Annotated in this window: 21 protein-coding genes; 2 read left to right on the top strand and 19 right to left on the bottom strand. The window is 74.3% G+C overall.

Annotation, left to right across the window (positions count from 1 at the left end; all coding sequences use genetic code 11):
* Positions 1-186 precede the first annotated feature (186 nt).
* Entirely contained in the window at positions 187-1,074 is an 888-nt protein-coding gene (locus ACZDYF_RS18685) for an HdeD family acid-resistance protein (protein ID WP_475061221.1), read from the bottom strand.
* A 225-nt stretch (positions 1,075-1,299) separates the two neighbouring features.
* Here ACZDYF_RS18685 and ACZDYF_RS18680 point away from each other — a divergent pair, with 225 nt between their 5' ends.
* The gene (locus ACZDYF_RS18680; RefSeq protein ID WP_475061215.1) at positions 1,300-4,167 is read left to right on the top strand and encodes a flippase-like domain-containing protein; all 2,868 of its coding nucleotides are present in this window, start codon (positions 1,300-1,302) and stop codon (positions 4,165-4,167) included.
* Between the two features lie 24 nt (positions 4,168-4,191).
* Here the strand turns inward: ACZDYF_RS18680 and ACZDYF_RS18675 are convergent, their stop codons facing one another.
* The 11 genes from ACZDYF_RS18675 to pdhA all read right to left on the bottom strand — a co-directional run bounded on the left by ACZDYF_RS18675 (position 4,192) and on the right by pdhA (position 17,702).
* A complete protein-coding gene (locus ACZDYF_RS18675; protein WP_475061208.1) occupies positions 4,192-5,352 on the bottom strand; it encodes an acetyl-CoA C-acyltransferase in 1,161 nt (386 codons plus the stop codon).
* Positions 5,349-6,071 carry a 3-oxoacid CoA-transferase subunit B gene (locus ACZDYF_RS18670; RefSeq protein WP_475061205.1) on the bottom strand — a complete coding sequence of 241 codons (723 nt, stop codon included), beginning with the start codon at positions 6,069-6,071 and terminating at the stop codon, positions 5,349-5,351. Before ACZDYF_RS18670 ends, ACZDYF_RS18675 begins: the two co-directional genes overlap by 4 nt.
* Before the next feature lies 1 nt (position 6,072).
* The gene (locus ACZDYF_RS18665; protein WP_475061202.1) at positions 6,073-6,873 is read right to left on the bottom strand and encodes a CoA transferase subunit A; all 801 of its coding nucleotides are present in this window, start codon (positions 6,871-6,873) and stop codon (positions 6,073-6,075) included.
* Positions 6,870-7,772 carry an HpcH/HpaI aldolase/citrate lyase family protein gene (locus ACZDYF_RS18660; protein WP_475061197.1) on the bottom strand — a complete coding sequence of 301 codons (903 nt, stop codon included), beginning with the start codon at positions 7,770-7,772 and terminating at the stop codon, positions 6,870-6,872. The genes ACZDYF_RS18665 and ACZDYF_RS18660 overlap by 4 nt, the downstream gene beginning before the upstream one ends.
* On the bottom strand, positions 7,769-8,323 hold the full coding sequence (locus tag ACZDYF_RS18655; protein WP_475061193.1) for a MaoC family dehydratase: 555 nt from the start codon (positions 8,321-8,323) through the stop codon (positions 7,769-7,771). The genes ACZDYF_RS18660 and ACZDYF_RS18655 overlap by 4 nt, the downstream gene beginning before the upstream one ends.
* 105 nt (positions 8,324-8,428) lie before the next feature.
* Positions 8,429-9,613 carry an acyl-CoA dehydrogenase family protein gene (locus tag ACZDYF_RS18650; protein ID WP_191790138.1) on the bottom strand — a complete coding sequence of 395 codons (1,185 nt, stop codon included), beginning with the start codon at positions 9,611-9,613 and terminating at the stop codon, positions 8,429-8,431.
* Positions 9,610-11,799, bottom strand: a complete 2,190-nt coding sequence (locus ACZDYF_RS18645; protein WP_475061188.1) for an acetyl/propionyl/methylcrotonyl-CoA carboxylase subunit alpha — start codon at positions 11,797-11,799, stop codon at positions 9,610-9,612. Before ACZDYF_RS18645 ends, ACZDYF_RS18650 begins: the two co-directional genes overlap by 4 nt.
* 5 nt (positions 11,800-11,804) lie before the next feature.
* Entirely contained in the window at positions 11,805-13,433 is a 1,629-nt protein-coding gene (locus ACZDYF_RS18640) for a carboxyl transferase domain-containing protein (RefSeq protein ID WP_475061260.1), read from the bottom strand.
* A 44-nt stretch (positions 13,434-13,477) separates the two neighbouring features.
* The gene (locus tag ACZDYF_RS18635; RefSeq protein ID WP_475061183.1) at positions 13,478-15,499 is read right to left on the bottom strand and encodes a dihydrolipoamide acetyltransferase family protein; all 2,022 of its coding nucleotides are present in this window, start codon (positions 15,497-15,499) and stop codon (positions 13,478-13,480) included.
* On the bottom strand, positions 15,499-16,530 hold the full coding sequence (locus ACZDYF_RS18630) for an alpha-ketoacid dehydrogenase subunit beta (RefSeq protein WP_475061178.1): 1,032 nt from the start codon (positions 16,528-16,530) through the stop codon (positions 15,499-15,501). The genes ACZDYF_RS18635 and ACZDYF_RS18630 overlap by 1 nt, the downstream gene beginning before the upstream one ends.
* Positions 16,527-17,702, bottom strand: coding sequence for a pyruvate dehydrogenase (acetyl-transferring) E1 component subunit alpha (pdhA, locus tag ACZDYF_RS18625; protein WP_475061175.1), 1,176 nt, complete (start codon positions 17,700-17,702; stop codon positions 16,527-16,529). Before pdhA ends, ACZDYF_RS18630 begins: the two co-directional genes overlap by 4 nt.
* A 159-nt stretch (positions 17,703-17,861) precedes the next feature.
* Between pdhA and ACZDYF_RS18620 the strand changes: the two genes are divergently transcribed.
* A complete protein-coding gene (locus ACZDYF_RS18620; protein ID WP_191790132.1) occupies positions 17,862-18,335 on the top strand; it encodes an Lrp/AsnC family transcriptional regulator in 474 nt (157 codons plus the stop codon).
* Positions 18,336-18,456: 121 nt separating this feature from the next.
* Here ACZDYF_RS18620 and ACZDYF_RS18615 read toward each other — a convergent pair whose 3' ends face one another.
* The 7 genes from ACZDYF_RS18615 to rpmB form a co-directional block, all read right to left on the bottom strand.
* A complete protein-coding gene (locus tag ACZDYF_RS18615) occupies positions 18,457-22,587 on the bottom strand; it encodes an SCO7613 C-terminal domain-containing membrane protein (RefSeq protein WP_475061170.1) in 4,131 nt (1,376 codons plus the stop codon).
* 63 nt (positions 22,588-22,650) lie between these two features.
* Positions 22,651-23,865 (bottom strand): YibE/F family protein, encoded by a 1,215-nt coding sequence (locus ACZDYF_RS18610; RefSeq protein ID WP_475061167.1) that lies wholly within the window; start codon positions 23,863-23,865, stop codon positions 22,651-22,653.
* 209 nt (positions 23,866-24,074) lie between these two features.
* Positions 24,075-24,356, bottom strand: a complete 282-nt coding sequence (locus ACZDYF_RS18605; RefSeq protein WP_030150363.1) for an HU family DNA-binding protein — start codon at positions 24,354-24,356, stop codon at positions 24,075-24,077.
* 301 nt (positions 24,357-24,657) lie between these two features.
* Positions 24,658-24,963: a type B 50S ribosomal protein L31 gene (locus ACZDYF_RS18600; RefSeq protein WP_191790129.1), complete on the bottom strand. Its 306-nt coding sequence runs from the start codon at positions 24,961-24,963 to the stop codon at positions 24,658-24,660.
* 23 nt (positions 24,964-24,986) lie between these two features.
* The gene (rpsN, locus tag ACZDYF_RS18595) at positions 24,987-25,292 is read right to left on the bottom strand and encodes a 30S ribosomal protein S14 (protein ID WP_204810076.1); all 306 of its coding nucleotides are present in this window, start codon (positions 25,290-25,292) and stop codon (positions 24,987-24,989) included.
* 10 nt (positions 25,293-25,302) lie between these two features.
* Positions 25,303-25,470 (bottom strand): 50S ribosomal protein L33, encoded by a 168-nt coding sequence (gene rpmG / locus ACZDYF_RS18590; RefSeq protein WP_030150366.1) that lies wholly within the window; start codon positions 25,468-25,470, stop codon positions 25,303-25,305.
* Complete coding sequence (rpmB, locus tag ACZDYF_RS18585) at positions 25,470-25,706, bottom strand: 50S ribosomal protein L28 (protein WP_475061152.1); 237 nt, start codon at positions 25,704-25,706, stop codon at positions 25,470-25,472. Before rpmB ends, rpmG begins: the two co-directional genes overlap by 1 nt.
* Positions 25,707-25,770 lie beyond the last annotated feature (64 nt).

Genomic DNA, 25,770 nt, shown 5'->3' with positions numbered 1-25,770 from the left:
TTTCGGTCAAGCACCCCCGAAGGGCGAGATGGTGCGGTTCCGGTGATGTTGTTACCGGGTCGTAACCCCATGCTCCACATGGTGAGACAGATCACACGGATGAAGTTACCCAGGAGTACGTTCCGGTGCGTCACGGCCGTTTCACGGTGCGACGCATCACGGTGGCAGCGCTGTCATCCCGGCCTCTCACCGAGGGGACGTCCCCTGCCCGACGCCGGAGCCCGGCTCGCGCGGCCGGGTCACCTCGTCCGGGTCACCGGCGGGGAGCGGGTCGCCGGTCGGCGCGTCGCCCGACCCGGCCACCTCGCCCGCGACGTCCCTGCCCGGGGCGAGGTCCGCCGTCGGGCCGGAGGGCACTCCCGGGACCGGCGCGGGGGCCGCCGCCGCCTCCGCGACCACCGGGGCCGACGGCCCGGCCCCCAGGACCGACCCGCCCGTGACGACGACACCGGCCGCGACCGCCCGGGCACGCAGGTCGGCGAGCTCACGTGCGACCGAACGGACCCCGAAGCCCGAGACCACGTGGATCGCGCCCGCGACGAACGCGTACAACCCGAACACGACGACCGTCAGGCTCAGGACGTCGCCCGCGTCCACCGGGCGCGTGACGAGCAGCAGGCCGAACAGCGCCGACACGATGCCGACCGTGAGCATCCACGGCCACCCCAGGTCCCGGTTGCGCACCAGACCCGCCGCCCCGACGACCGCCGTGATCCCCAGCACCAGGACCCACACGACCAGGACGTAGTAGAGCGCGGTCGCGCTGAGGTCGGGCCAGAACAGGATCGCGACCCCGAAGAGCAGGTCCACGACCGCCTGCGCGAGCCACCACCGCCAGCCCACCTGCTTGCGGTGCGCCAGCCCCTGGGCCGCGACGAGGGCCGCGTCGGCGACGAGGAAGATCCCGAACACCCAGCGCAGCGTCTCGAGCGCCTCGAGCGGCTCGATCATGAGCAGCAGCCCCAGGACCACCAGGAGCACGCCGCGCACCACCGGGAGCCACCAGACGTTCTTGAACGCGTTGGGCGGCTCGTGCACGTCGCTGCCGCTCGCCCTGCCCCTGCTCTGCACCACGGGCCCACCACCGTTCGCGTCGTGCGCCCGAGCACCTGGTCGTGGACGTCCGCGACCCTCGTCGTCGCAGGTCAGGTGGGAGCGCTGCCTGCGTTCATCGTGCTGGACGTTGGTCACACTCGCGCGCCGAAGCACCCGGAACACCGGGGCCAAACGGGCAAATCACCCGACCGAAAGTGGCGTAATACCGCGCCTCCCGGGACCCTCAGCCCTAGACTCGCAAGCATGTCTGCGCGCGCTCACGACCCGGCCGGCCCTCCGGCGACGGCCGGGCCGCGCCCGCAGGTGCACGAGGTCGGGGCACGCTCCGGCGTCGAGCATCCCGCGCCGGACCCCCGCTCGTTCCGCTCGTTCCTCACGACCCCGCGCCCCGCCGGCGACGGCACCGACCCGACCGTCATGGTCGTCGACACCCCCGAGTCGCGCGTCCGCCACCCCAGCGACCTCGTAGGGATCGTGCTGTGCGCGCTGGGCGTCGCGCTCGTCATGTTCATGTCCGTGTACGCGCACGGCACCACCGCAGGCGTCGCCGAGGACGTCCAGGGCTTCTCCGACCTCCTCGCGCGGATCCTGTTCATCCCGGTCGCGGTCCTCGAAGGTCTCGTGACCCTCGCGATCCCCACGGCGGTCCTCATCGAGCTGGGGATCCGCAAGCTCGGGCGCCAGGTCGTCGAGTCGATCGCCGCGGCCGCGCTGGGCATGATCCTCGGCATCGCCGTGACCTACTCGGTGCTCACGTTCGGGTCCGACGACCTCGTGCAGGGTCTCTCGGTCCGGATCCGGGGCGAGTGGCAGCTCAGCATCCCCGGCTACGTCGCCGCGATCAGCGGGCTCCTCACCGCAGCGGGTCCCCGCACCCGACGCCGGACGGTGGCCTGGTCCTGGAACCTGCTGTTCATCGCGCTCGGCGTCGTCCTGATCACGGCCCAGGTGTCCCTGCCCGGTGCGATCATCACGCTCCTGCTCGGCCGCATCGCGGGAAACACGGTCCGGTGGGTGTCCGGCGTCCGCAGCGAACGCGCCTACGGCCCGCACCTGGTGGACGGCGTCCGCCGGGCCGGCTACTCGCCCACCGCGCTCGTGCGCGTCCGCGACGTGTCCCAGCCCGCCGAGCTCGCGGAGGCCGCCGAGGACCCCATCACCGAGGTCAACGCCGACGGCGAGATCACGGGCGAGGTCCACGTCGGCGTCGTCCGGGTCGCCGGGTCCGACGAGGACTCGGCGCTGACCGCCGACGCGCGGATCACGGGCGACCACCTCTCGGGCGCCCTGGGCGAGGGAGTCGTGGAACCCGCCGAGGCACCGTCCGACCCCGCCGCCATCGCCCTCGCCCGGTCCGGGGACAACCGCGTCTACGCGATGTTCACCGAGGACGGGGTGCGCCGCGACGTCGTCGTGCTCGACGGCGACCGGCAGGTGGTCGGCTTCCTCACCCGGCTCTGGCGCTCGCTGCGTCTGCGCGGCATCGAGGGACGCGCCGCCATCTCGCTCAAGGCCGTGGCCGAGCGCACCGCCCTCCTCGCCTACGCGGCGAGAGCCGCGGGCGTCCGGACGCCGCGCCTGCTCGGCGTCGCCGAGTCGGACGACTCGATGATCCTGGTCCAGGAGCACGCGGTGGGTGCCGTCTCGCTGCGCGACCTGCCCGACGACGAGGTCACCGACGCCGTCCTCACCGAGGCCTGGCACCAGATCCAGCTCGCGCACGACGCCGGGCTCTCGCACCGCGCGCTGACCTCCGACGTCATGCTCGTGAGCCGCGGCGAGCCGGGCCGCACCTCGACGCATCCCGCCGGGTCGGGACCGGGCACCGGGTCCGCAGCCGTCGACCTGAGCCCCCGGAGCGGCACGGAGATCCCCGACGACTCCGAGGTCAAGGTCTGGCTGACCGGCTGGGAGCAGGGCGACATCGCGTCCTCCGAGCTGTCGCGCCGCATGGACCTCACACAGATGGTCGCGCTCCTCGCGCTGCGCGTGGGTGCCGAGCGCGCCGTGGCCTCGGCCGTGAGCGTGCTGCCGGGCGAGGACATCGCGGCGATCGGCCCGTTGCTCCAGTCGATCGCGCTGCCCGTGAGCACCCGCGAGGAGATGCGCGCCAACAAGGAGCTCTTCAAGGACCTGCGCGCCGCGCTCGTCGAGCGGCTCCCCGAGACCGACGTCGAGCCCCAGCGCATCACGCGCTTCGGGGCGCGGACCATCATCACGCTGACCCTGACGATCGTCGCGGTGACCGTGGTCGTCACGACCATGAACTTCCAGCAGATCACCGCGGCGGTCTCCGAGGCCAACCCCTGGTGGGCGGTCGTCTCGTTCGCGCTGGGCGTCCTCACCTGGTTCGGCGCCGCCCTGACCTTCGTGGCCTTCTCGCCCGTCAAGCTGCCCATGATGCGGGCGACGCTGACCCAGATGGCCGGGTCGTTCGTGGCCCTCGCGGCCCCGGCCGGGATCGGGCCCGCGGCGCTCAACCTGCGCATGCTCACCAAGCGCGGCGTGTCGACGCCCATGGCCGTCGCGACCGTCGCCCTGGTGCAGGTGTCGCAGTTCGTCATCACGATCCTGCTGCTGGTGGTCCTGTCGATGACGGCCCGGTCGGGCGGACTCATCAAGCTGCCCTCGACCACGGTCCTGCTCGCCATCACCGGGGTGGCCCTCGCTGTCATCGCGACGCTGCTCGTCCCTGCGGTGCGGCGCTGGGTGATCGCCAAGATCCGGCCGACCGTCCAGCAGGTGTGGCCGCGTCTGTCCGAGATGCTCAGCCAGCCGGGCCGACTGGCCCTCGGCTTCGGCGGGAACATCGTCATGACCCTCGGCTACGTGCTCGCGTTCGACGCGGCCCTCGCGGCGTTCGGCCAGGAGCTCGCGCTCGTCGACGTGGCCGTGATCTACCTGGTCGGCAACGCGGCGGGCGCAGCCGTCCCGACACCCGGTGGCCTGGGTGCGATCGAGGGGGCGCTCATCGTCGGCCTGACGGCGGCCGGCATCCCGCCCGCGCTCGCCACGTCGGCGACGTTCCTCTTCCGCCTCGCGACCTACTGGGCCCGCATCCCGATCGGCTGGGGCGCCATGCGCTACCTGCAGCGCAAGGGCGACCTGTAGCAGCTGGTCGTCGGGCGGTAGCCGCTACCCCTGCAGCACCACCGCCGAGCCCTGGCCCCCGCCGCCGCACAGCGCCGCCGCGCCCACGGCGTCGCCGCCGAGCGCCGCGAGCCGCCGCGCGAGGTGACCCACGATCCGCGCTCCCGACGCCCCGATGGGGTGCCCGAGCGCGATGGCACCCCCGTTGGCGTCGACGATCGCGGGGTCGACGCCCAGGAGGTCCGTCGACGCGATGGCCACCGCGGCGAAGGCCTCGTTGATCTCGATCGCGGACAGCGTGTCGACCGCGAGGCCGGCGCGCCCGCAGGCCGCACGGATCGCGTTCGCGGGCTGCGCGTGCAGCGAGACGTCGGGCCCGGCGACGAGCGCGTGCCCCAGGAGGCGCGCGCCGGTCAGGCCCCGCCGTGCGGCCTCCTCGTCGCTCACGAGCACGAGGGCCGCGGCGCCGTCGGAGATCTGCGAGGCGTTCCCGGCCGTGATGGTGCCGTCCTCGCGGAAGGCGGGGCGCAGCCGCGCCAGGACCTCGACCGTGGTGTCGGCGCGCACGCCGTCGTCCGCGTCGACGAGCCGGCCGCCGCGCCCGGGCGTCTGGAAGGGCGCGATCTCGCCCCGCAAGAAGTCCGCGGCCGCGGCGGCCCGCGCGTGCGACGACGCCGCGAACGCGTCCTGCGCCTCCCGGCCGATCGCGAGCCCCTCGCCGTGCCGCTCGGTGCTGAGCCCCATCGACTCCCGCTCGAACGCGTCGCGCAGCCCGTCGTGCGCGAGCGTGTCCACGAGGGTCACGTCGCCGAACCTCTGGCCCGCGCGCGACCCGACCCAGGCGTGCGGCGCGAGACTCATGGACTCCTGCCCCACGGCCACGACGACGTGCGCCTCGCCCGCGGCGATCAGCCGGTGCGCCTGCACCACGGCCTCCATGCCGGACAGGCACACCGCGTTTAGCGTCATCGCGGGTACCGAGAAGGGCACGCCGGCGCCGACGGCGGCCTGCCGCGCCGGGTTCTGGCCGGCCCCGCCCTGGAGCACCTGGCCGGCGAGGACGAGCTCGACGTCGTCGGGCGTGAGCCTCGCGTCCGCGAGCGCAGCGCCCAGCGCGTGCGCTCCGAGGACCGCGGCCGGCACGGTCGCGAAGGCCCCGTTGAAGCGCACGAACGGGGTGCGCGCGTACCCCACGACGACGGTCATGACTCCTCCTGGTGTCCGGTGCGGGGCTGTGGGGGAACGGGAGCTCCGGCAGGGTCCCCCGGTTCTTCCAGCCCGACGACGTAGCTCGCCTCGGTCACGTCCCGCACCTCGTCGAGCGTCACGCCGGGCGCGACGGCGCGCAGCACGAGGTGACGACCTGGGTCGTCGGGACCGGGCAGGACGTCGAAGACCGCGCGGTCCGTGATGATCCGGTCCACCACGTCCTCGCCCGTGAGCGGCAGCGCGCACTCGTGCCGGAGCTTGGGCGACCCGTCACGCGCGACGTGGTCCATGAGCACGACGATCCGGGGCGTGCCCGCGACGAGGTCCATGGCCCCGCCCATGCCCTTGACCAGCCTGCCGGGCACGGTCCAGTTGGCCAGGTCCCCCGTCTCGGAGACCTCCAGGGCCCCGAGGATCGCGATGTCGACGTGACCGCCGCGGATCATGGCGAACGACGTCGCGGAGTCGAAGTAGCTCGCACCGGGCAGGGCCGTGACGGTCTGCTTGCCCGCGTTGATCAGGTCGGCGTCCTCGTCGCCCTCGACCGGGAACGGCCCGATGCCCAGCATCCCGTTCTCGCTCTGCAGCGTGATGGACACGCCGGGCGGCAGGTGGTTCGCGACGAGCGTGGGGATGCCTATCCCGAGGTTCACGTAGTCGCCGTCGTGCAGCTCGGCCGCGGCGATCGCGGCCATCTCGTCCCGGTCCCAGGGCATGTCAGGCGTCCTTTCCTGCGGTTGTCGGCGCACCGACCGCGATCGCGCGCGGCCGCACCGTGCGCTGCTCGATGTCCTTGACCCGTGGCCGCGCGGGCACGAGCCGGTCGACGAAGATCCCGGGCGTGACGACGACGTCGGGGTCGAGGGGCTCGTCCAGGAGGAGCTCGGCCTCGACCACCGTGAGGCGACCGGCGGTCGCGACGAGCGGGTTGAAGTTCCGGGCCGTGAACCGGTAGGTGAGGTTGCCGAAGGGGTCGGCGCGGTGCGCGTGCACCAGGGCCAGGTCCGCGACGATGCCGCGCTCCAGGACGTAACGGCGCCCGTCGAACTCCTCGACGGGCTTGCCCTCGGCGACCGGTGTCCCGACGCCCGTGGCGGTGTAGAACGCGGGGATGCCCGCGCCCCCCGCGCGCAGCCGCTCGGCGAGCGTGCCCTGCGGCACGAACTCGACCTCGAGGTCGCCGTCGAGGTACCGCTGCGCGAACAGCTTGTTCTCGCCCACGTAGGACGACAGGACCTTGTCGACCTGGTCGCTCTCGAGCAGCAGCCCGAGCCCCTTGCCGTCGACGCCCATGTTGTTGGACACCACGGTGAGCCCCCGCACGCCCGAGTCACGCACGGCCTCGATGAGGTCGGCCGGGATGCCGCACAGACCGAACCCGCCGACCGCGATCGTCATGCCGTCGTGCAGCAGGCCGTCGAGCGCGGTGGCCGCGTCGGGGAGGTGGGTGACACCGGGTGCGTGCGGGGTCTTCCCGGAGGCCGGGGAGCTCGCCGGCCGGGTTCCGTCGGTCGTCATGTCGGCCTGCTTCCTGTGCGGAGGGACTCGGGTGCTGAGCGGTCGGCGGCTGCGTCGGACGGTGTGGCCGCGGTGGCGATGTCGGCAGCACCGGCCAGGCGCGCCCGTCGCAGCACGACCTCGGCGTGCCGCAGCGAGGGGCCGTCGATCATCACGCCGTCGTGCACGAACACGCCGTCGTGGCCGGTGGCCGCGGCGAGCAGCGAACGGGCGGCCGCGACGGCACCCGGCGGGGGCGCGTACGCGGACCGGACGACCGGCACGTGCGAGGGGTGGATGCACGCGGTCGCGGCGAAGCCGACGGCTGCGGCGTCGAGCGCCTCGTCGCGCAGGCCGTCGAGGTCGTCGATCGCGAGGTGCACCGCGTCGATCGCGGCGACGCCCGCGGCCCCCGCGGCGAGCAGCACCGCGGAGCGGGCGGCGCGGGCGACGTCCCGGTAGGTCCCGTCGGGGAACCGGCTCGACGTCCCACCGAGCGACGCGACCAGGTCGTCGGCACCCCACATGAGGGCGACGACGCCGGGCCGACGGGCGAGCTCGGGCGCGGCCAGCACGCCCGCGGCCGTCTCGCACAGCGCGACGACGCGCAGCCCGCCCACGTCGAGCGGCAGCCGCTCGTCGGCCTTGGGGACCATGACGGTCCGGTAGGCGGTGCGGGCGAGCGCGGCCAGGTCGGCTGCGTGCTCCGGGGTCCCGACCGCGTTGACCCGCACGACGGTCAGCGCCGGGTCGAGGGGTTCGGCGAGGAGCGCGTCGCGCGCCGCGGCCTTGCGGTCCGGCGCGACGGCGTCCTCGAGGTCGAGGATCACGGCGTCGGCACGGTCCGCGGCCTTGCGGTAGCGGTCGGGCCGGTCGGCGGGGCAGAAGAGGAGCGCGGGCCCCAGGTCGAAGGTCGTCACGGCGCACCGCCCTCCTGCCCGACGACGACGCGCGCCACCGCGTCCGGCGCGCCTTGTGCGGCGGTCGTGGCGAGGGCCGCCTCGTGCGCCGGTCGCGTCCACACGAGCGTCGACCGCACGGCCCGCGCCACGAGCACGCCGTCCTGGTTGTGCCCCCGGTGCTCGAACGTCACGACCCCCTGCCCGGGTCGTGAGGCGGACGGCCGCTTCTCGAGCACCACGGTCGAGGAGTACAGGGTGTCGCCGTGGAACACCGGGTGCGGGAACGCGACCTCGGCGAACCCGAGGTTGGCGACGATCGTGCCCTGCGTGAGCTGCGCGACCGAGGCCCCGACGAGCGTCGAGAGCGTGAGCATCGAGTTCACGAGCCGCTGTCCGAAGGGCTGGTCGGCGGCCCACGCCGCGTCGAGGTGGAGCGACTGCGTGTTCATGGTCAGCGTCGTGAAGAGCACGTTGTCGGCCTCGGTCAGCGTGCGCCCCGGGCGGTGGACGTAGCGGACCTCCTCGTCGAGCTCGTCGTAGTAGAGCCCGCGCTGCACGATCTCCCGCATCCTGCACTCCTTCCTGCTGGTCTGGTGTGTGTCCCGGGTGCCGAGAACGAGGTTGCGGTCGTTCTGGGCAGGTTGCCAGCCTCGACCTCGTTCTCGGCACCCGGCCTAGGCCGTGAGGCCCAGCCCGCGCGCGATGATCATGAGCTGCACCTCGGACGTCCCCTCCCCGATCTCGAGCACCTTGGAGTCCCGGTAGTGGCGAGCCACCGGGTTCTCGTTCAGGAAGCCGTAGCCGCCGAAGATCTGCGCCGCGTCGCGCGCGTTCGCCATGGCCGCCTCGCTGCCCACGAGCTTCGCCATGGACGCCTCGACCTTGAACGGGACGTCGTTCGCGAGCTTCGAGGCCGCGTCGTAGTAGCAGAGCCGCGCCTGGTGGACGCGGGCCGCCATGCGCGAGAGCGTGAACGCGATGTGCTGGTTCGAGCCGATGTCGCGTCCGAAGACGTTGCGCGTCCGCGCGTACCGCAGCGCCTCCTCCAGGCACCCTTGGGCGGCGCCCGTGGCGAGCGCCGCGAACGCGATGCGCCCCTCGTCGAGGGCGTGCAGGAAGTTCGCGTACCCGCGGCCCAGCTCGCCCAGGAGGTTCGCGGTGGGGACCCGGACGTCCTCGAACGTCAGGGGGTGCGTGTCGGACGTGTGCCACCCGACCTTGTCGTACGCCGGCCCGACCGTGAACCCGGCCGTCCCGGACGGCACGAGGATCGACGACAGCTCCTTCTTCACCGTCCCGTCGGCGCGCACCTCCTCCGCCGTGACCGCGGTGACCGTGACGACGCTCGTGATGGGCGTCCCGGAGTTGGTGATGAACTGCTTGCTGCCGTCGATGACCCACACCCCGCCGCCGCCGTCCGGGCCGGGCTCGTGCCGCGCCGTCGTGCGGGTGGCGCCCGCGTCGGAGCCCGCCTCGGCCTCGGTCAGCCCGAACGCCGCGAGGGCCCGCCCCGTGACGAGGTCCGGCAACCACCGCTCGCGCTGCTCCGCGGTCCCGTGCCGCACGATCGGCATGATCCCGAGCCCCACACCGGCCTCCAGGGTCACCGCGATGCTCTGGTCGACGCGCGCGAGCGCCTCGACCGCGAGGCACAGCGACAGGTAGTCCTTGCCCTGGCCGCCGTGCTCCACGGGGAACGGCAGGCCGAAGAGCCCCAGGTCGCCCATCTCGCGGATGATGTCGAGCGGCAGGCGGCGCTCGGTGTCGTACGTGTACGCTGCGGGCGCGACGACGGTGTCCGCGAACTCGCGCACGGTGTCGCTGAGCTTGCGCTGCTCGTCGGTGAGCTCGGTGTTCATAACGCTCCTGGGGTGTGGGAGGGGACGGGGACGGCCGGGATGTCGGCCTGGGGGTGCTGCAGGATCGCGGACCCGTCGGCCGGGACGGGGGCGCCGTCGTCGGGCCGTGGTTCGACGCGGGCGACCACCTCGTCGCGCCGCACCAGGTCACCCGGGCGGGCCGTGAGCCGCACGACGCCCGCGTGCGGCGCCGTGAGCGGGTGCTCCATCTTCATGGCCTCGACCACGACGAGGACCGTGCCCGCGGCGACGCTCTCGCCGTCGGTGACGGCGACCGCGACGACCGTGCCGGGCATGCCCGCGCGGACGTCGGGGCTCAGGGGGGCGTCCGGTCGGTCGGACCCGTCAGGGCGGGCGGCGGCGCGTCGCGCGAGGCGCTCGGCGCGCGTCGGGACGGCGACCTGGACCACCCGGCCGTCGCGCGCGAGCCAGACGCTCCCGTCGGGGCCGGTCGCGAGGTGCACGGTCTCGCCCGTGCCGTCCACGACCAACCGCCACGCGTGCCCCGCGACCGGTGTCAGCGAGGCATGCCGGGGCTCGCCGTCGTCCACGTGCACGACGGCGTCTCTCGCGTCCCCCGTCACGGTCACCTCGTGAGGCTCGTCGGCCGGGGCGAGCAGCGCGACCCGGCGCGGGCGGGGCGCGGCGTTGAGCCGCCAGCCGTCGCCCACGCCCCACTGGCCGGTCGCGTGCGGCGTGGTGCCGCGAGCGTCCGACCCCGCGAGCGAGCACAGCGCGACCGCCACGAGGTCGCCCTCGGCCGCGGCCTCCGGCGGGACTCCGCCGTCCGCGACGAACCGCTCGATGAGCCCCGTGTCGAGGTCCCCCGCCCGGACGTCCGGGGACGCGAGGAGCGCCCGCAGGAAGCCGATGTTCGTGTCGACGCCCAGCACGACCGTCTCCCCGAGCAGGCGGTCGAGCCGGTCGAGCGCCTGGGCGCGGTCGGCGCCGTGCGCGACGGCCTTCGCGAGCAGCGGGTCGTAGTCTCCCCCGACGCGCAGCCCCTCGGCGAGGCTGCTGTCGAGACGCCACCCGGCGCCGTCGGGCTCGGTGAGCGCGAGGACCTCGCCCGTCGCGGGCAGGAAGCCGCGCGCCGGGGACTCGGCGTAGACGCGGGCCTCGACCGCGTGGCCCACCAGCACGACGTCCTCCTGCGCGAACCCCAGCGCCTCCCCCGCCGCGACGCGGAGCTGGGCCTCGACCAGGTCGAGGCCCGTGACCATCTCCGTCACGGGGTGCTCGACCTGCAGTCGCGTGTTCATCTCGATGAAGAAGAACGTCGCCGGGTCGTCGGCAGGCACGAGGAACTCGACCGTCCCGGCGCCCTCGTAGTCGACGCCGCGCGCGACCTCGCACGCGGCCTCCCCGATGCGGGCGCGCGTCGCGGCGTCGAGCAGCGGCGACGGCGCCTCCTCGACGACCTTCTGGTGGCGACGCTGGAGCGAGCACTCGCGCTCCCCCAGGTGCACGACGGCGCCGCGCGAGTCCGCGAGCACCTGCACCTCGATGTGGCGCGGTCGGGCGACCAGGCGCTCGACGAGCAGCGTGCCGTCGCCGAACGACCGGGTCGCGACGCGCCGGGCGCTCGCGAGCGCGGCCGGGAGGTCGTCGGCCGAGGTCACGACCTGCATGCCCTTGCCACCGCCGCCCGCCGAGGGCTTGACGAGCAGCGGGAAGCCGACGTCGCGCGCGGCCCGGGCGAGGGCCTCGTCGTCGAGCGCCGCGCCGGTCGCGGGGTCGCGTCCCGTGCTGCCCGGCACGACCGGGACGCCGCGCGCCGCGACGATCTCCTTGGCCGTGATCTTGTCGGCCATGGCCTCGAGCGCCGCGACACCGGGCCCGACGAACACGATGCCCGCGTCCGCGCAGGCCCGCGCGAGCTCGGGGTTCTCGGACAGGAAGCCGTAGCCGGGGTGGATCGCGTCGGCACCCGTCGCGCGGGCCGCGTCGATGATCGCGGGCACGCTCAGGTACGACCCCGTCGCGGCGGCCGGGCCGATGCGTACCGCGACGTCGGCGAGGGACACGTGGCGCGCGCCGGCGTCGGCGTCGCTGTGGACCGCGACCGAGCGGATGCCGAGGCGGCGCAGCGTGCCGATGATGCGGCACGCGATCTCGCCACGGTTGGCGACGAGGACGGTGCCGAAGGGGCGCGAGCCCGGGGTGGGGGTGCGCGGCGGGAGCATGGCCCTCACATCCTGAAGAGCCCGAAGCGCGGGCCCTCGGTCGGTGCCAACGGTGTGCGGGCGCACACGTCGAGCGCGAGCCCCAGCACGCGGCGCGTGTCAGCAGGGTCGATGACGCCGTCGTCCCAGAGCCGGGCCGTGGCGTAGTACGGGTCGCCCTGCTCCTCGTAGCGCGAGCGGATGTCCTCGCGGAAGGCGGCCTCGTCGTCGGGCGCCCACTGCTCGCCGCGCGCCGCGAGCTGGTCGGCCTTGACCGTCGCGAGCACCGACGCGGCCTGCGGGCCGCCCATGACCGAGATCCGGCTCGCGGGCCACGACCACAGGAAGCGCGGCGAGTACGCGCGCCCGCACATCGAGTAGTTGCCCGCCCCGAACGACCCGCCGACCACGACCGTCAGCTTGGGCACGCGCGTCGTCGCGACGGCCGTGACCATCTTGGCGCCGTCCTTGGCGATGCCCCCGGCCTCGGCGTCGGTGCCGACCATGAACCCCGAGATGTTCTGCAGGAACACGAGCGGGATGCCGCGCTGGTCGCACAGCTCGACGAAGTGCGCACCCTTGAGCGCCGACGGGCTGAACAGGACCCCGTTGTTCGCGACGATCCCCACGGGGTGTCCGTGCAGGTGCGCGAACCCGGTGACCAGGGTGTCGCCGTACTCGCGCTTGAACTCGTGGAACACGCTGCCGTCGACGAGCCGCGCGACGATCTCGCGCGCGTCGTAGGGCGCCTGGACGTCGACCGGCACCGCGCCGTACAGGCTCTCGCCGGGGCCGCCCGGGTCGTCCTGCCCGACGACCGGCGGGGCGCTCTCGTGGACCGCCCACGCGGGCGCCGGGTCGGGCGGGAGCGTCGAGACGATGCGGCGCACGATCGCGAGCGCGTGCTCGTCGTCCTCCGCCAGGTGGTCGGTGACGCCCGAGCGGCGCGCGTGCAGGTCTCCGCCACCCAGCTCCTCGGCCGTGACGACCTCACCGATCGCGGCCTTCACGAGCGGGGGGCCGCCGAGGAAGATCGTGCCCTGGTTCCGCACGATCACCGTCTCGTCGCTCATCGCGGGCACGTACGCGCCGCCCGCGGTGCACGAGCCCAGGACCGCCGCGATCTGCGGGACGCCCGCGGCCGAGAGCCGGGCCTGGTGGTAGAAGATGCGGCCGAAGTGGTCGCGGTCGGGGAAGACCTCGGCCTGGAGCGGCAGGAACGCGCCGCCCGAGTCGACGAGGTAGATGCACGGCAGCCGGTCCTCGAGCGCGATCTCCTGGGCCCGCAGGTGCTTCTTGACCGTGAGCGGGTGGTACGTGCCGCCCTTGACCGTCGCGTCGTTGCACACGACCAGGACCTGGCGCCCCTCGACGACCCCGATCCCCGCGATCACGCCCGCCCCGGGCCACTCGCCGCCCAGCATCCCCTCGGCCGCGAGCGGTGCGATCTCCAGGAACGGGCTGCCCTCGTCGAGCAGGTGCTCGACGCGCTCACGCGGCAGCAGCTTGCCGCGCGCGACGTGCCGGGCCCGCGACGGCTCGGGGCCGCCGAGCGCGGCGCGGGCCGTGCGCTCGCGCAGCCCGGCGACGAGCGAACGCTGCGCCACGTCGTTGGCACGGGCGTCCGCAGAGAACGGGTCGACCGTCGTCCCCAGGACGTCGCCGACGCCTGGGGAGCGCGTGGTCGGCAGGGTCGCGGTCACGAGGGCGCCCCCGTCCGGGACGGACCCTGGTCGCCGGGGGTGCCGGGGTCGCCGGAGTCGCCCACCAGGAGCAGCGCGAGCGCCGGGTCCGCGAGCAGCGCCCCGAGCTCGGAAAGGAAACGGGCGCCCTGCTCGCCGTCGACCACGCGGTGGTCGAACGACAGGCTCAGCGTCACCACGTCGCGCAGCGCGACCTGTCCCTCGTGCTCCCAGGGGCGCTTCCGCACGGCCCCGACGCCCAGGATCGCGGCCTCCCCCGGGACCAGGATCGGCGTCCCGGCGTCGACGCCGAACACCCCGACGTTGGTGATCGTGATGGTCCCGCCCGTGAGCCGCTCGGGCGCGGTGCGCCCGCTGCGGGCCGTCGCGGTGAGGTCCGCGAGCGCCTGCGCCAGCCCCGTGAGCCCGAGCGTGTGCGCGTCGGGCACGTGGGGCACGACGAGCCCGCGCTCGGTCGCGACCGCCGTCCCCAGGTGGACGCGCGGGCTGTGGACGATCTCCGCGCCCCCGTCGGGCAGGTCCTCCCACCGGCTGTTGAGCGAGGGGTGCCGCGGCAGCACGACGCACAGCGCGCGAGCGACGAGCGCCAGGACCGTGATCCTGGTCCCGCGGGCGAGCGGGTGGGTCCGCAGGCGGTCGAGGAGCTCGGTGCTGGGCGTGACGTCGACCGTGAGGAACACGGTCGCGTGGGGAGCGGTGAACGCGCTCGCGACCATCGCGGCGGCGGTGTGCTTGCGCACGCCGCGCACGGGGGTGCGGGTCTCACCGTTGTCCGCCCGGCCCGACGACGCCGCTCCCCTCATGTCGTCCGGCTCGGCCGGCGCGGCGCTCGTTCCGGGCAGCGGGAACCCGCCCGCGCGCCGGGAGGCCGCGCGGGCCAGCCCGGACTGACCGAGGATGTCGCGCAGCGAGGTCGGTGAGTGGCGGCCCGTGGTCCGGGGCGTGGGCTCGTCGGCAGCGGCAGCGTCCTCGTCGTCGTCGTCCCACTCGTCGGGCGGGCCCGCGGTGCCGAAGCCTCGGGACGCCGGCCCCCTCGACGCGTCGCTAGGGAGACCGTGGACGCCGTTGCGCTCCCGACCCGTGCCCGCACGTCGCCCGGCCACCGCGCCCTGTCCCGTCCCGGCTGCGGTCCCCTCGCGGGACCCGGCCTGCGCAGAGCTCACCGCCGCGAGGACGTCCTCGCGGGTCACGAGCCCGCGAGCGCCGGTCCCGACGATCCGTTCGAGGTGGACCCCGAGCTGCTTGGCCAGCCGGCGCACGGGCGGAGTCGAGCGTGGTCGCTCGATGAGGGGCATACCGGTACTCGAGCCCGCTGCCGCGCTCGCACCAGCCCCCGCCCCCGGGCCGGCACCGGCTCCGGCTCCGGCACCGGCTCCGGCCATGTCGTCGTCGGAAAGCTGCCCGTGCTCGACCCCGTCCGCCGAGATGCGGCCATCTGGGGTGCTGACCCTGTTCTCGACCCCAGTTGGACGCATCTCGGCAGCGGCCGGAGCCGGGGACCGGCGTGCTCGCCTCGTGGGTCGGCCCGCTCGTTCCGGTCGCGCACCGTACCCGACGAGGTTCGGCTGGGGCGCCTCCTCGGCCGCGTCCTGGCCGCCGTGGGCCGCGAGACCGCCGGGCGTGGCGCCGTCGGGCGTGGAGACCACGGCGGACGGGGACGCCGGCGAACGATCGGTGGTGACGCCGTCAGGCGACCCGTTCCCGGCACCGCCGGCCGTACGAGCGCCGCCGGCCGACCGCCCGGCGGCGGGCACTGCGCCCGGCGCCCCCGCCTCGTCCGGGACCTCGAACGTGACGAGCGGCTCCCCCACGTTGACCGTCTGCCCCGGCTCGGCGTGCAGGACCGTGACGACGCCCGCGTATGGCGACGGGAGGTCGACCAGCGCCTTGGCCGTCTCGACCTCCGCGATGACCTGGTTGAGCTCGACCCGGTCGCCCGCGGCGACGCGCCAGCTCACCAGGTCGGACTCGGTGAGGCCCTCGCCGAGGTCGGGCAGGAGGAACTCGCGCGTGGCCATCACCGTCCCACCCCCTCGAAGGCTGCGTACTCCGACGACGCGTACGCCCCGCGCCCCAGGACGCGGTCCACGCCGTCGAGGATCCGGTCCAGGTCCGGGACCTGGTGCTGCTCGGCCTTGGCCGGGGGGTACGGGACGTCGTGCCCCGTGACGCGCACCGGCGCGGCCTCGAGGTGGTCGAAGCAGCGCTCGGTCGCCGCGGCCGCGACCTCGGCGCCCAGGCCTGCCTGGTGCGGGGCCTCGTGCGTGACGACCAGCCGACCCGTCTTGCGGACCGACGCCGCGACCGTCGCGTGGTCGATCGGCGAGAGCGAACGCAGGTCCACGACCTCGATCGAGACGCCCTCGTCGGCGGCCGCGACCGCGGCGTCCCGGGCCGTCGTCACGAGCGACCCGAACGTCACCAGGGTGACGTCGGACCCGGGCACGACGACGCGCGCCGCGTCCATGGGGTCGGCCGAGCGCAGGTCCGCCGCCTCGTTGACCTCGCCCTTGAGGTGGTAGCGCCGCTTGGGCTCGAAGAAGACGACCGGGTCGTCGCACGCGATGGCCTGCTGGAGCACGGTGTACGCGTCCTGCGGGTCGGAGACGGTCACGACGCGCAGGCCCGCGGTGTGCGCGAAGTACGCCTCGGGCGACTCCGAGTGGTGCTCGGCCGCCCCCAGGCCGCCGCCCACAGGGATGCGGATCGTGATCGGCAGGCGCACCGCGCCGCCCGTGCGGGCGTGCATCTTGGCGAGCTGGGACACGATCTGGTCGAACGCGACGTACACGAACCCGTCGAACTGGATCTCGCACACGGGTCGGTAGCCGCGGTACGCGAGCCCCACGGCCGTGCCGAGGATGCCCGACTCCGCGAGCGGCGTGTCGAGCACGCGACGGGGGCCGAACTCGGTCTGGAGGCCGTCCGTGACCCGGTACACGCCGCCGAGGCGGCCGACGTCCTCCCCCATGACGACGACCTTGTCGTCGGTCGCGAGCGAGCGGCGCAGGCCTGCGTTGAGGGCCTTGGCGAGCGTCAGCGTGGTCATCGGGCACCGTCCTTCACGTGGGAGGCGTCGGCGGCGCTGGCGCCGTGGGGCTCTGGGGAGTCGGCGAAACCCTCCAGGTACTGCGCGTACGCGGCACGCTCGGCCGCGAGCGCCGCGTGCGGCTCGGCGTACACGTGGTCGAAGATCGAGAGCGCCGACGGGTCCTCCAGCCCGATGCACCCGGCGCGCAGCTCGGCCGCGGCCCGGTCGGCGGCACCCTGGACGCGCGTCTCCTCGTCCTCGGTCAGCAGGCCGCGGTCCGTGAGGTAGGCCCGGTAGCGGGAGATCGGGTCGCGCCCGGTCCACGTCTCGAGCTCAGCGGGGTCGCGGTACCGCGTGGGGTCGTCGGCCGTGGTGTGCGGACCCATGCGGTAGGTCACGGCCTCGATGAACGTGGGACCACCGCCCGTGCGGGCCCGGTCGAGAGCCTCGAGGGTCACGGCGTGCACCGCGAGGACGTCGTTCCCGTCGACGCGCACGCCCGGGAGACCGAAGCCCGCGGCGCGGTCCACGAGCGGCACGGGCGACTGGAGCGCCACGGGCTCGGAGATGGCCCACTGGTTGTTCTGGCACAGGAACACCACGGGCGACCGGTAGGTCGCCGCGAACACGAACGCCTCGTTGACGTCGCCCTGGCTCATGGCCCCGTCGCCCAGGTAGGCGACCGCGACGGCGTCGGCCCCGTCGTTCTGGATGCCCATCGCGTAGCCCGTCGCGTGCAACGTCTGCGCGCCGATGATGACCTGCGGCGTCGCCATGTTCACGGCGTACGGGTCCCAGCCCGACGCCGTCACGCCGCGCCACACCCGCACGAGGTCCACGAGGGCGACTCCCCGCGTGTACGCCACGGCGTGCTCGCGGTAGCTCGAGAACACGAAGTCGTCGGCACGCAACGCCCGGCCCGAGCCGATCTGCGCGGCCTCCTGCCCCAGCAGCGGGGGCCACAGCGCGAGCTCGCCCTGCCGCTGGAGAGCCGTGGCCTCGGCGTCGATCCGACGCACCACGACCATGTCCTCGTACAGTCGAAGGGCCGACGCGGGGTCTGCGTCGAGTCCTTCCAGCCACCGGTCCTGCTCCGCCGATCCGTGGCGTGCACCGGCCTCGTCGAGCACCTGGACGACGTCCTGTGTCGTCCGCGGCTCGACACGGCTGTCCACCTTGCTGGGCGTCATCGCGTCACCTCGCGTCTGCTCCCGTGCTCGTCGTCGAGCACCCCGCCGCTCACCGTCGAGCACCGGATACCGCGAACGTAACCCCACCCCGCACATGGCTCCAGTCATCGCGAGAAGGCTGCGCGTTCTGCTCCCGGATGTCGGGCTAGGCTGAACACTGTGCGCAGCTACGATGCCGTCGACCTCGATCTCCTCGTCGCGCTCGCGAAGGACCCGCGCGGCACGATCGTCGCGCTGGCCGAGCGCCTGCGGCTCTCCCGGAACACGGTGCACGCACGCATGGCCCACCTCGAGGAGGCCGGGGCATTCCTCGACTTCGACCGGCGCATCAGCCCGGAGTTCCTGGGCCACCCCCTGACCGCGTTCATCGAGGTCGAGGTCAAGCAGAAGGAGCTCAGCCGCATCGTGGCGACGCTCGCAGAGATCCCCGAGGTGCTCCAGGCGCACGGGCGCAGCGGCACCTCCGACCTGCGGGTGCTGGTCGCGTGCCGCACCACGGACCACCTGTTCCGCATCGACGCGGCGATCCTCGCGATCGACGGGGTCGAGCGCACCGAGACGTCGCTCTCGATGGGAGAGCTCATCCCGTACCGGGTGCGGCCCCTGATCGAGCGGGCACGCAAGACCCTCTAGGACTGGCACCCGCCGGACGGGGCCCAGCCGCGAGACGGGTGGTCCTGCACGAGACGGGTGCCTACGCCACCGACGCGAGCACCCGTCTCGTGCCGAACCACCCGTCTCGCGCGGTGGCCCCCTACCGCAGGTCGCGCAGGTACGCCGCAGCGCCGTCGAACGCGGCCATGCGCCGCTCGTAGTACACCGCGATGATGAGGAGCAGCCCGCCCGCGGCCGTCAGGGTGAGCATCCACGGCCCGGCCGAGATGGCCGTGCCGAGCTGGCTCACGAACACCACGAGGATCTCGATCGGCAGCACCACGACGCCCAGCACGAACGGTGCGGCGAGGTGGAACCTCGTCCCGATCAGCACGGCAGCCAGGGCGAGCCCGATCACGAGCACGGCCCGCCACGTGCGGGCGTCGGTGTAGGTCGCGAGGACCGACGGACCGAGCGTCGCCGCGATACCCGCAGCGAGGGTGCGCCACGACCCGGCGTACCCGACGGGCCAGTCGGCGAGCCGGGGCCAGGTCACGGCTGACGCCGCGCCCGGCACAACCGCCGCGCCCGGCACGCCCGGCGCGCCCGCCGCGCCCGGCACCGCACCGGCAGACCCGCCGGCCACCGAGCCCGCTTCCCCCGCTCGGGCGGCGGCCCGCGTCATCGCCGCGAACGCCAGGTAGCCCGCGACGAGCAGCCCCGCGCCGAGCGGCAGCGAGAAGACCTCGACGCGCAGCTCGCGCGGTCTCCACGCCCCGATCGCGGCCGTGAGCGCGAGGAGCCACACGAACCACGTGGGCGGCCACCGCAGGTCCTCGCGCCGCCCGGCCGCCACGGCCCGGCGCACGGTGTGCACCACGAGCACGAGCAGCGCGACCTCGACGAGCCATGCGAGGACGATCACGGTCCAGCTCTCGCCCACGGCCCCGACCGGCCCGACGCCGGCGAGCACCAGCGCGGGCGCGGCCCACCACCGGCGAAGGGCCGGGTCGAGCGCGGGAGGAGCGGCGCCGTCGGGCCCCTCGCCCCCTCGGGGGGTACCGCCCCAGGGCGCGACGGCCGCGACGAGGCGGTCGCCCGCGAGCGCCGCGAGCGCGGCCCCCGCCGCGGACCAGGCGAGCGCGACGAGGTAGACGCGGGTCGGGTCGGCCGCCCCCGCCTGCTGGACCGACTGGAGCGCCGCGACGAGCCCCGCGACGGACGCGAGGATCGCCGCCAGGGCGAGCTGCGACGCCGCGCCCGCCGCCCAGGCCTCGCTCACGCGGGTGCCGCGCGCCGCGAGACGCCGGGCCGTCTCGCCGCCCGCGACGAGGACCAGGCCCAGCGCGAGGACCGCGGGGTTGCGCCACGCGACGTCCTGCGGGACGAGGATCGACACGAGCAGCGACGGCAGGACGAGCAGCCCGAGCCCGCACCCGGCCAGACGCCCGCCGACGGGCGAGCGCCGGGCGGCCAGCATCCCGCCGACGACCACGGCCGCGAGCGCGGGCGGCGCCGTGTACGCCTCGACGAGCCCGACGTCGAGCAGGGCGAGCAACGACCACAGGGCGCCGACCCACAGCCCGCCCGCGACCCACCACGCCCAGCGGCGGTCCGGGCGTCCGGCGACGACCGCGGCCCCCGTGCCGAGGACGAGGAGCACGATCGCCGTGGTCTCAGGGCCCGCCGCGACGCGCACCAGGGCGAGCACGACCGTGAGGGACGCGGTCACGAGCACGCTCACCTCGACCGCGCGTCCCGCGTCGAGCACGTGCCGGTCGGGGAGGCCGCGCACGGTCAGGTACGCCTGGGCGGACGGGACACCGACCACGGCCGCGGCGGTCAGGATCGCGACGAGCGGCAGCACCACGGGCGACGCGCTGCCGGGCACGAGCTCGGCGCCGAGGCAGACCAGGACGACCGACGCCGTCGGGAGCAGGAGGCCTGCCGCGGCCACGCGGACCGCTCGCGCCATCTCGGACCGCCGGGTCAGGACGAGCACACCCTCGAGCGCGAGCATGGTCGCCGCGGCGGCGGCGGACCACCAGCTGCGCTCGTCGAGCACGGTCGCGACGCCCAGCAGGAAGGGCACCGACGTCGTGACGAGCACGGCCCACCACGACGGCTGCCCGACCGCGCGGACCCGGGTGACGACGATCGCGACGACCGAGGCCGTGACCGACACGACCGCGACGGCCTCGGTCGTGCCGAGGCCCGCCCAGCCGAGCGTCGTCCCGAGGACCAGCAGCGCGTACGCGTAGCCCACCCCCACGAGGAACGGGTGCGCCAGGGCGGGCACCACGCGGCGAGCGACCAGCAGCAAGGCGAGCACGACGGCGCCGCTCAGCACCACGGTCGGGCGCGCCGCCCAGGACACGATGGCCGCGAGCCCCGTCGCGACGAATCCGCCCGTGAGGGCGGCCGCGGTCCAGGCGCCCAGGGGCCACGGGGCGCGTGGTGCCGAGGCCGGCGTCGCCGGGGCCGGGGACGGGGCCGGCGTCGCCGGGGCCGGGGACGGGGCCGGGGACGGGACGACCGGCTCGCCGGTGGCGGGCCCACCACGGCGCGCCCGGGCGAACCGGCCCGCACCCACGAAGAGTGCGAGCGCCAGGACAGCGAGGGCCGCGAAGCTCGTGACCGCCGCCCAGGCCGGGTACAGCGCCACCCCCAGGGCGAGGACCAGCGCGACCCACGGTGCGGCCTCCCCCGCGGCGAGCACGAGCCCGCTCCGGGCAGGTGCCGACGGCGAGGTCGCCGAGCCGACCGCCGAACCGGCCGCAGGGCCGCAGGTCGCGGCCGTCGACTCCGCCGTCCCCAGGTCCAGGCGGCCGACGCCGAGCATCGCGAGCAGGAGCGCCGCGACGCCGACGAGCGCAGCCGTGGTCGCGGCGTCGTCGAGCGTCCCGGCCACGGCGAGGCGGTCCGTCGTGAACGACCACGTGGTGCCGGTCGGCCGGATCGTCGAGACCGACACGAGCGGGCCCGTCAGCCCGTACGCGGTCGCGGGCAGCGCGGCGAGCCCGAGCACCGCCGACCCGCCGGCCACGAGCGCGGAGCGGGTCCGACCGTCGGCCCGGACCCACGTCGCGACGCCGACCAGGACGGTCCCCGCGAGCAGCGCGGCGACCGGCACGGTCGCCAGCCACACCGGATGGGAGCCGACGCCGAGGAGCGCCCCCGCGAGGACCGTCGCCCCTCCCGTGGCCCACCACCACACGCGCTGCCCGGTGGACCGGGCCAGCACGCAGGCCGTGCCCGCGGCGAGGAGCACGAGCGCCGCCGCGCCGCTCCAGCCCGGGACGCCCGGGAGCGGAGGCACGAGCAGCGCCAGGACGACGGCCGTGGGGAACGCGAGGAAGCGCGCGACCTCGAGCACGGTCTGCTCGAGGGTCAGCGGCGAGCCGAGCCGCTCGCGGGACCACCGCAGGACGGGCAGGTCGAGCACGGTGACGAGCGAGGCGGCCAGGAGGGCGACCGAGAACGCGGCGAAGGTCGAGGCGCTCAGGCCGTGGAACGTGCCCGCGAGGATCACGGGCACGACCAGGCTGAGGATCAGCCCGGCCGCGACCCAGGCCCGCACCCGGACCCGGAGCCCGGCCGCAAGGAGCCCGACGACCACCAGGAGCAGCAGGAGGCCGCGCACGAGCGCGGGGTCCGCGCCGCCAAGCGGGCGTGCGCTGAGGAAGAGCTCGATGTCGACGAGCAGCAGCACGACGCCGAGCGTGCCGATCGACTCTGCCGACGCGGCCATCCCGCGCGTCCGCAGGAACGCGGCCGTCGCGAGCGCGAGAAGCGTCACGACGCCCGTGACGAGCGCACGCACCGCGAGGTCGTCGGCGAGCGTGAAGAAGACGAACACGATCGTGGCGACCGCGAGGAGGCCCGCTCCGGCGCTCGCGAGGATGGGCTGGAGCCCGAGGCTCGACCGCGCAGGGGCGGGGTTCGCAGCACCGCCCGCTGGGCGCGGGGCCACGGGGCGCGGTGAAGCGGGGCGCGGGCCGCCGGTGTGCACGGGCGTCAGGGGGCGCGGGGCCACGGGGCGCGGTGAAGCGGGGCGCGGTGAAGCGGGGCGCGTCACGTCGGCCGACCGCAGCGCGCGCAGCGCCGAGGCACGTCGCTCGAGCGCGAAGGCCGCCTCACGCGACGTCCTCAGCACCTCGACCGCCCACGGGCCCGTCAGGACCAGGCCGCAGTCGCCGCAGCGGGTCGACGTCAGGTCGGCTCCGCAGCCCGGGCAGGCGTGCTGGTCACGAAGCCGCGTCGTCGCGACCTCGACCCACTGTTCGCTCATGCGCACATCATGGCGAACTCCCAGGGTCGCCCACAGGGCCGACCCGTGGGGTGTCGGTGCGGATCAGGTGAAGGGCGTGCTCCGGGCCAGCTCCTGGGCCGGTCCGGCAGGCTCGGCGGGCACCCGGGACGGGGCAGGTCCGGTCGGCACGGTCACGGCCGCGATGGCCGTGGTGAGCGGGATCGCGAGCACGAGCCCGATCGACCCGACGAGCGTCCGGACGACCTCCTCCGCGATCTCCCCCGACGTGAGGTTCACGCCGAGCGCCTGGTCGGACAGCCAGACGGCCATGAGCAGCGGCAGGGCCGCTCCGACGTAGGCGAACGCGATGGTGTAGACCGTCGACGCGATGTGGTCGCGCCCGATCCGCATGGCCCGCGTGAAGAGCTCGCGCCGCGACGCCCAGGGCGCGAGCGCGCGCAGCTCCCAGACGGTCGAGGCCTGCGTGATCGTCACGTCGTTGAGCACGCCCATGCCCGCGAGGACGATCCCGCAGATCGCGATGCCCTGCAGGTCGATCGCGGGGGCGTAGGACGGGAGCCACAGAGACTCCTCGGACGTGAGCCCGGTGATGTGCGAGGTCGAGGCGCCCCACCAGGCGAGGACCGCGGTCAGGACGAGCCCGACGAGGGTCCCGACCATCGCGGTCGACGTCCGGGCCGTGAACCCGTGGGCCACGTAGAGCACGACGAACATGACGGCCGACGACGTCACGAGCGCCACGTACAGGGTGTTCTGGCCCGAGAGGAGCGCGGGCAGCGTGAACTGACCGATCGTCACGAGGGCGACGACGAGTCCCGCGAGCGCCGCCAGTCCTCGCAGCCGGGCGACCGCGAGCACGAGCGCGGCGTAGGCGATCGCGAGCACGGCGATCGGGATCCCGCGTTCGAAGTCGAGGAAGGCGTAGGGGGTGCTGCCGTCGCCCTCGGCCTGGGAGATGTAGAGCATCCTGAGACGGTCGCCGACCTCGAAGCCGTGGTGGACGTACTCGGGCGGGGCCACGACCTCGGTCTGCGTGCCGTCGTCGAGGCGCACGGGCACGAGCCCGGTCTCGACCTCGGCCTCCCCCGTCACGACCCCGCGCACCACGTGGGTGCCCTGGGCCGTGAACGGGATCTGGTCGGGCAGGTCGGCCGCGCGGGGCCAGAGCGCGACGAGCCCGATGATCGTCAGGAGCAGTGCCGGGACCAGGATCGCCGCGAGCACGACCCTGACCCGTCGCGTCGCGGGCAGCGCCGGGCCGCTCCCGTGGGAGTGCCCGTGGTGGTGGTGGCTCATGGCGCCCTTCGGCTCGGCTGGTCGGGCGCACGCCCAGGACCCACCCACCCTAGAGAATGAGAACGGTTATCGCTGCAAGCGACGCGCCGCGCCCCCGCTCCCCACGGACGACAGAGGCCCGGGTGACCGACGTCGTCGGGCACCCGGGCCTCTGCACGGGTGCGGGGCCACGGCCCCGCGGTGCGGCACGCCTCAGCGCGCCGCGAAGATCACTTGGTGACGGCCTTCTTCAGGAGGCTGCCGGCGCTGATCTTGACACCGAAGCCAGCGGGGATCTGGATCTCCTCGCCGGTGCGGGGGTTGCGGCCCGTGCGAGCGGCACGCTCGACGCGCTCGACGGAGAGAAGGCCGGTGACCTTGACGGCCTCGCCCTTGCCGAGCGACTCGACGAGGACTTCCTGGAACGCGTTGAGGGCGTTCTCGGCCTGAGCCTTGGTGAGGTCGGACTTTGCGGCGATGGCCGAGACGAGCTCAGACTTGTTGAGCGACATGCGGATCCCTTCATCGGTTCACGCCCCGCAGTGGGCACCACGGGACGTTGAGGTCTCAGTTTGCCAGCCCTGAGGCGGGACTTCGTGGACAACACTAAGGAATCTACGGGGTTCTGCGCGCGTTTCCGCGCCGAAACGGTTCCTCTGAGCGCAGAATCTTGTCCGATCCGCGCCGAATGTGACCTACTGGGCGCGTCCTGACCTCCTCCGCGTGCCCTCCCCGACGTGCGACGAGCCGTCCACCCCGCAGGGTGGACGGCTCGTCGAGGGCCTCGGCGCGTCGGCCGGGCGAAGGGCGGGATCAGCGACCGTCGCTCTTCGCCGCGCCACCCGTGGCGCCCTTGCCGTACCGCTGACGGAACTTCTCGACACGTCCGGCGGTGTCCACGACGCGCGCGGTGCCCGTGTAGAACGGGTGGCTCGCGCTCGAGATGTCGACGTCGACCACCGGGTAGGTGTTGCCGTCCGTCCACTCGATCGTCTTGTCCGGGCGCCCAGGACCGGACGCCGAGCCGCCGGCGAGCGTGGACCTGGTCAGGAAGGCGAAGTCGGCCGAGATGTCGCGGAACACGACCGGCCCGTACTCGGGGTGGATGTCCTTCTTCATGGGTGCTCCTCTACGTGTCTCGACTACCAGCTGGACTTGGTGACGCCCGGGAGCTCGCCGCGGTGCGCCATGTCGCGCAGCCTGATGCGGGAGAGCCCGAAGCGCCGGTTGTACGCGCGCGGACGGCCGTCGACGACGTCGCGGTTGCGCAGGCGGGTCGCGCTCGCGTCGCGGGGCTGCTTGCGCAGCTCGGTCACGGCGGCCTCCTTGTCGGCGTCCGAGGCGCTGGGCGACGCGATGATCTTCTTGAGCTCGGCGCGCCTCTCGGCGTACCGGGCGACGATCACCTCGCGCTGCTCGTTGCGCGCGATCTTGGACTTCTTGGCCATGCGGCTCCCCTTACCGTTCCTCACGGAACGCGACGTGTCGTCGCGCCACCGGGTCGTACTTGAGCAGGGTCAGCCGGTCCGGGTCGTTGCGGCGGTTCTTGCGGGTCACGTAGGTGTACCCGGTCCCTGCGGTCGAACGCATCCTGACCACGGGGCGCAGCTCGGTGCGTGCTGCCATCAGACCTTCTCCCCTCGAGCGATGATTCCGGCGACGACCGCGTCGATCACTCGACGGTCGATCGTCCTGATCCCCTGGGCGCTCACTCTCAGCCTGACATGCCGGCCCAGGGACGGCACCCAGTGACGCTTGTGCTGGACGTGGGGCTCGACACGACGCCGGGTCCGCACGTGCGAGTGCGAGATCGAGCGGCCGAACCCCGGCGAGGCGCCGAGCACCTGGCAGACGGCGGACATGACGGACTTCCCTTCGGTGGGTCGCAGAGACCCGACACTAGTTATTGAGAACCGTTCTCGTCAA

The sequence above is a fragment of the Oerskovia sp. PE-21s genome, from assembly GCF_056158145.1.
The sequence above is the reverse complement of the archived record's forward strand: the minus strand, read 5'-3'. Positions and strand labels throughout refer to the sequence as shown.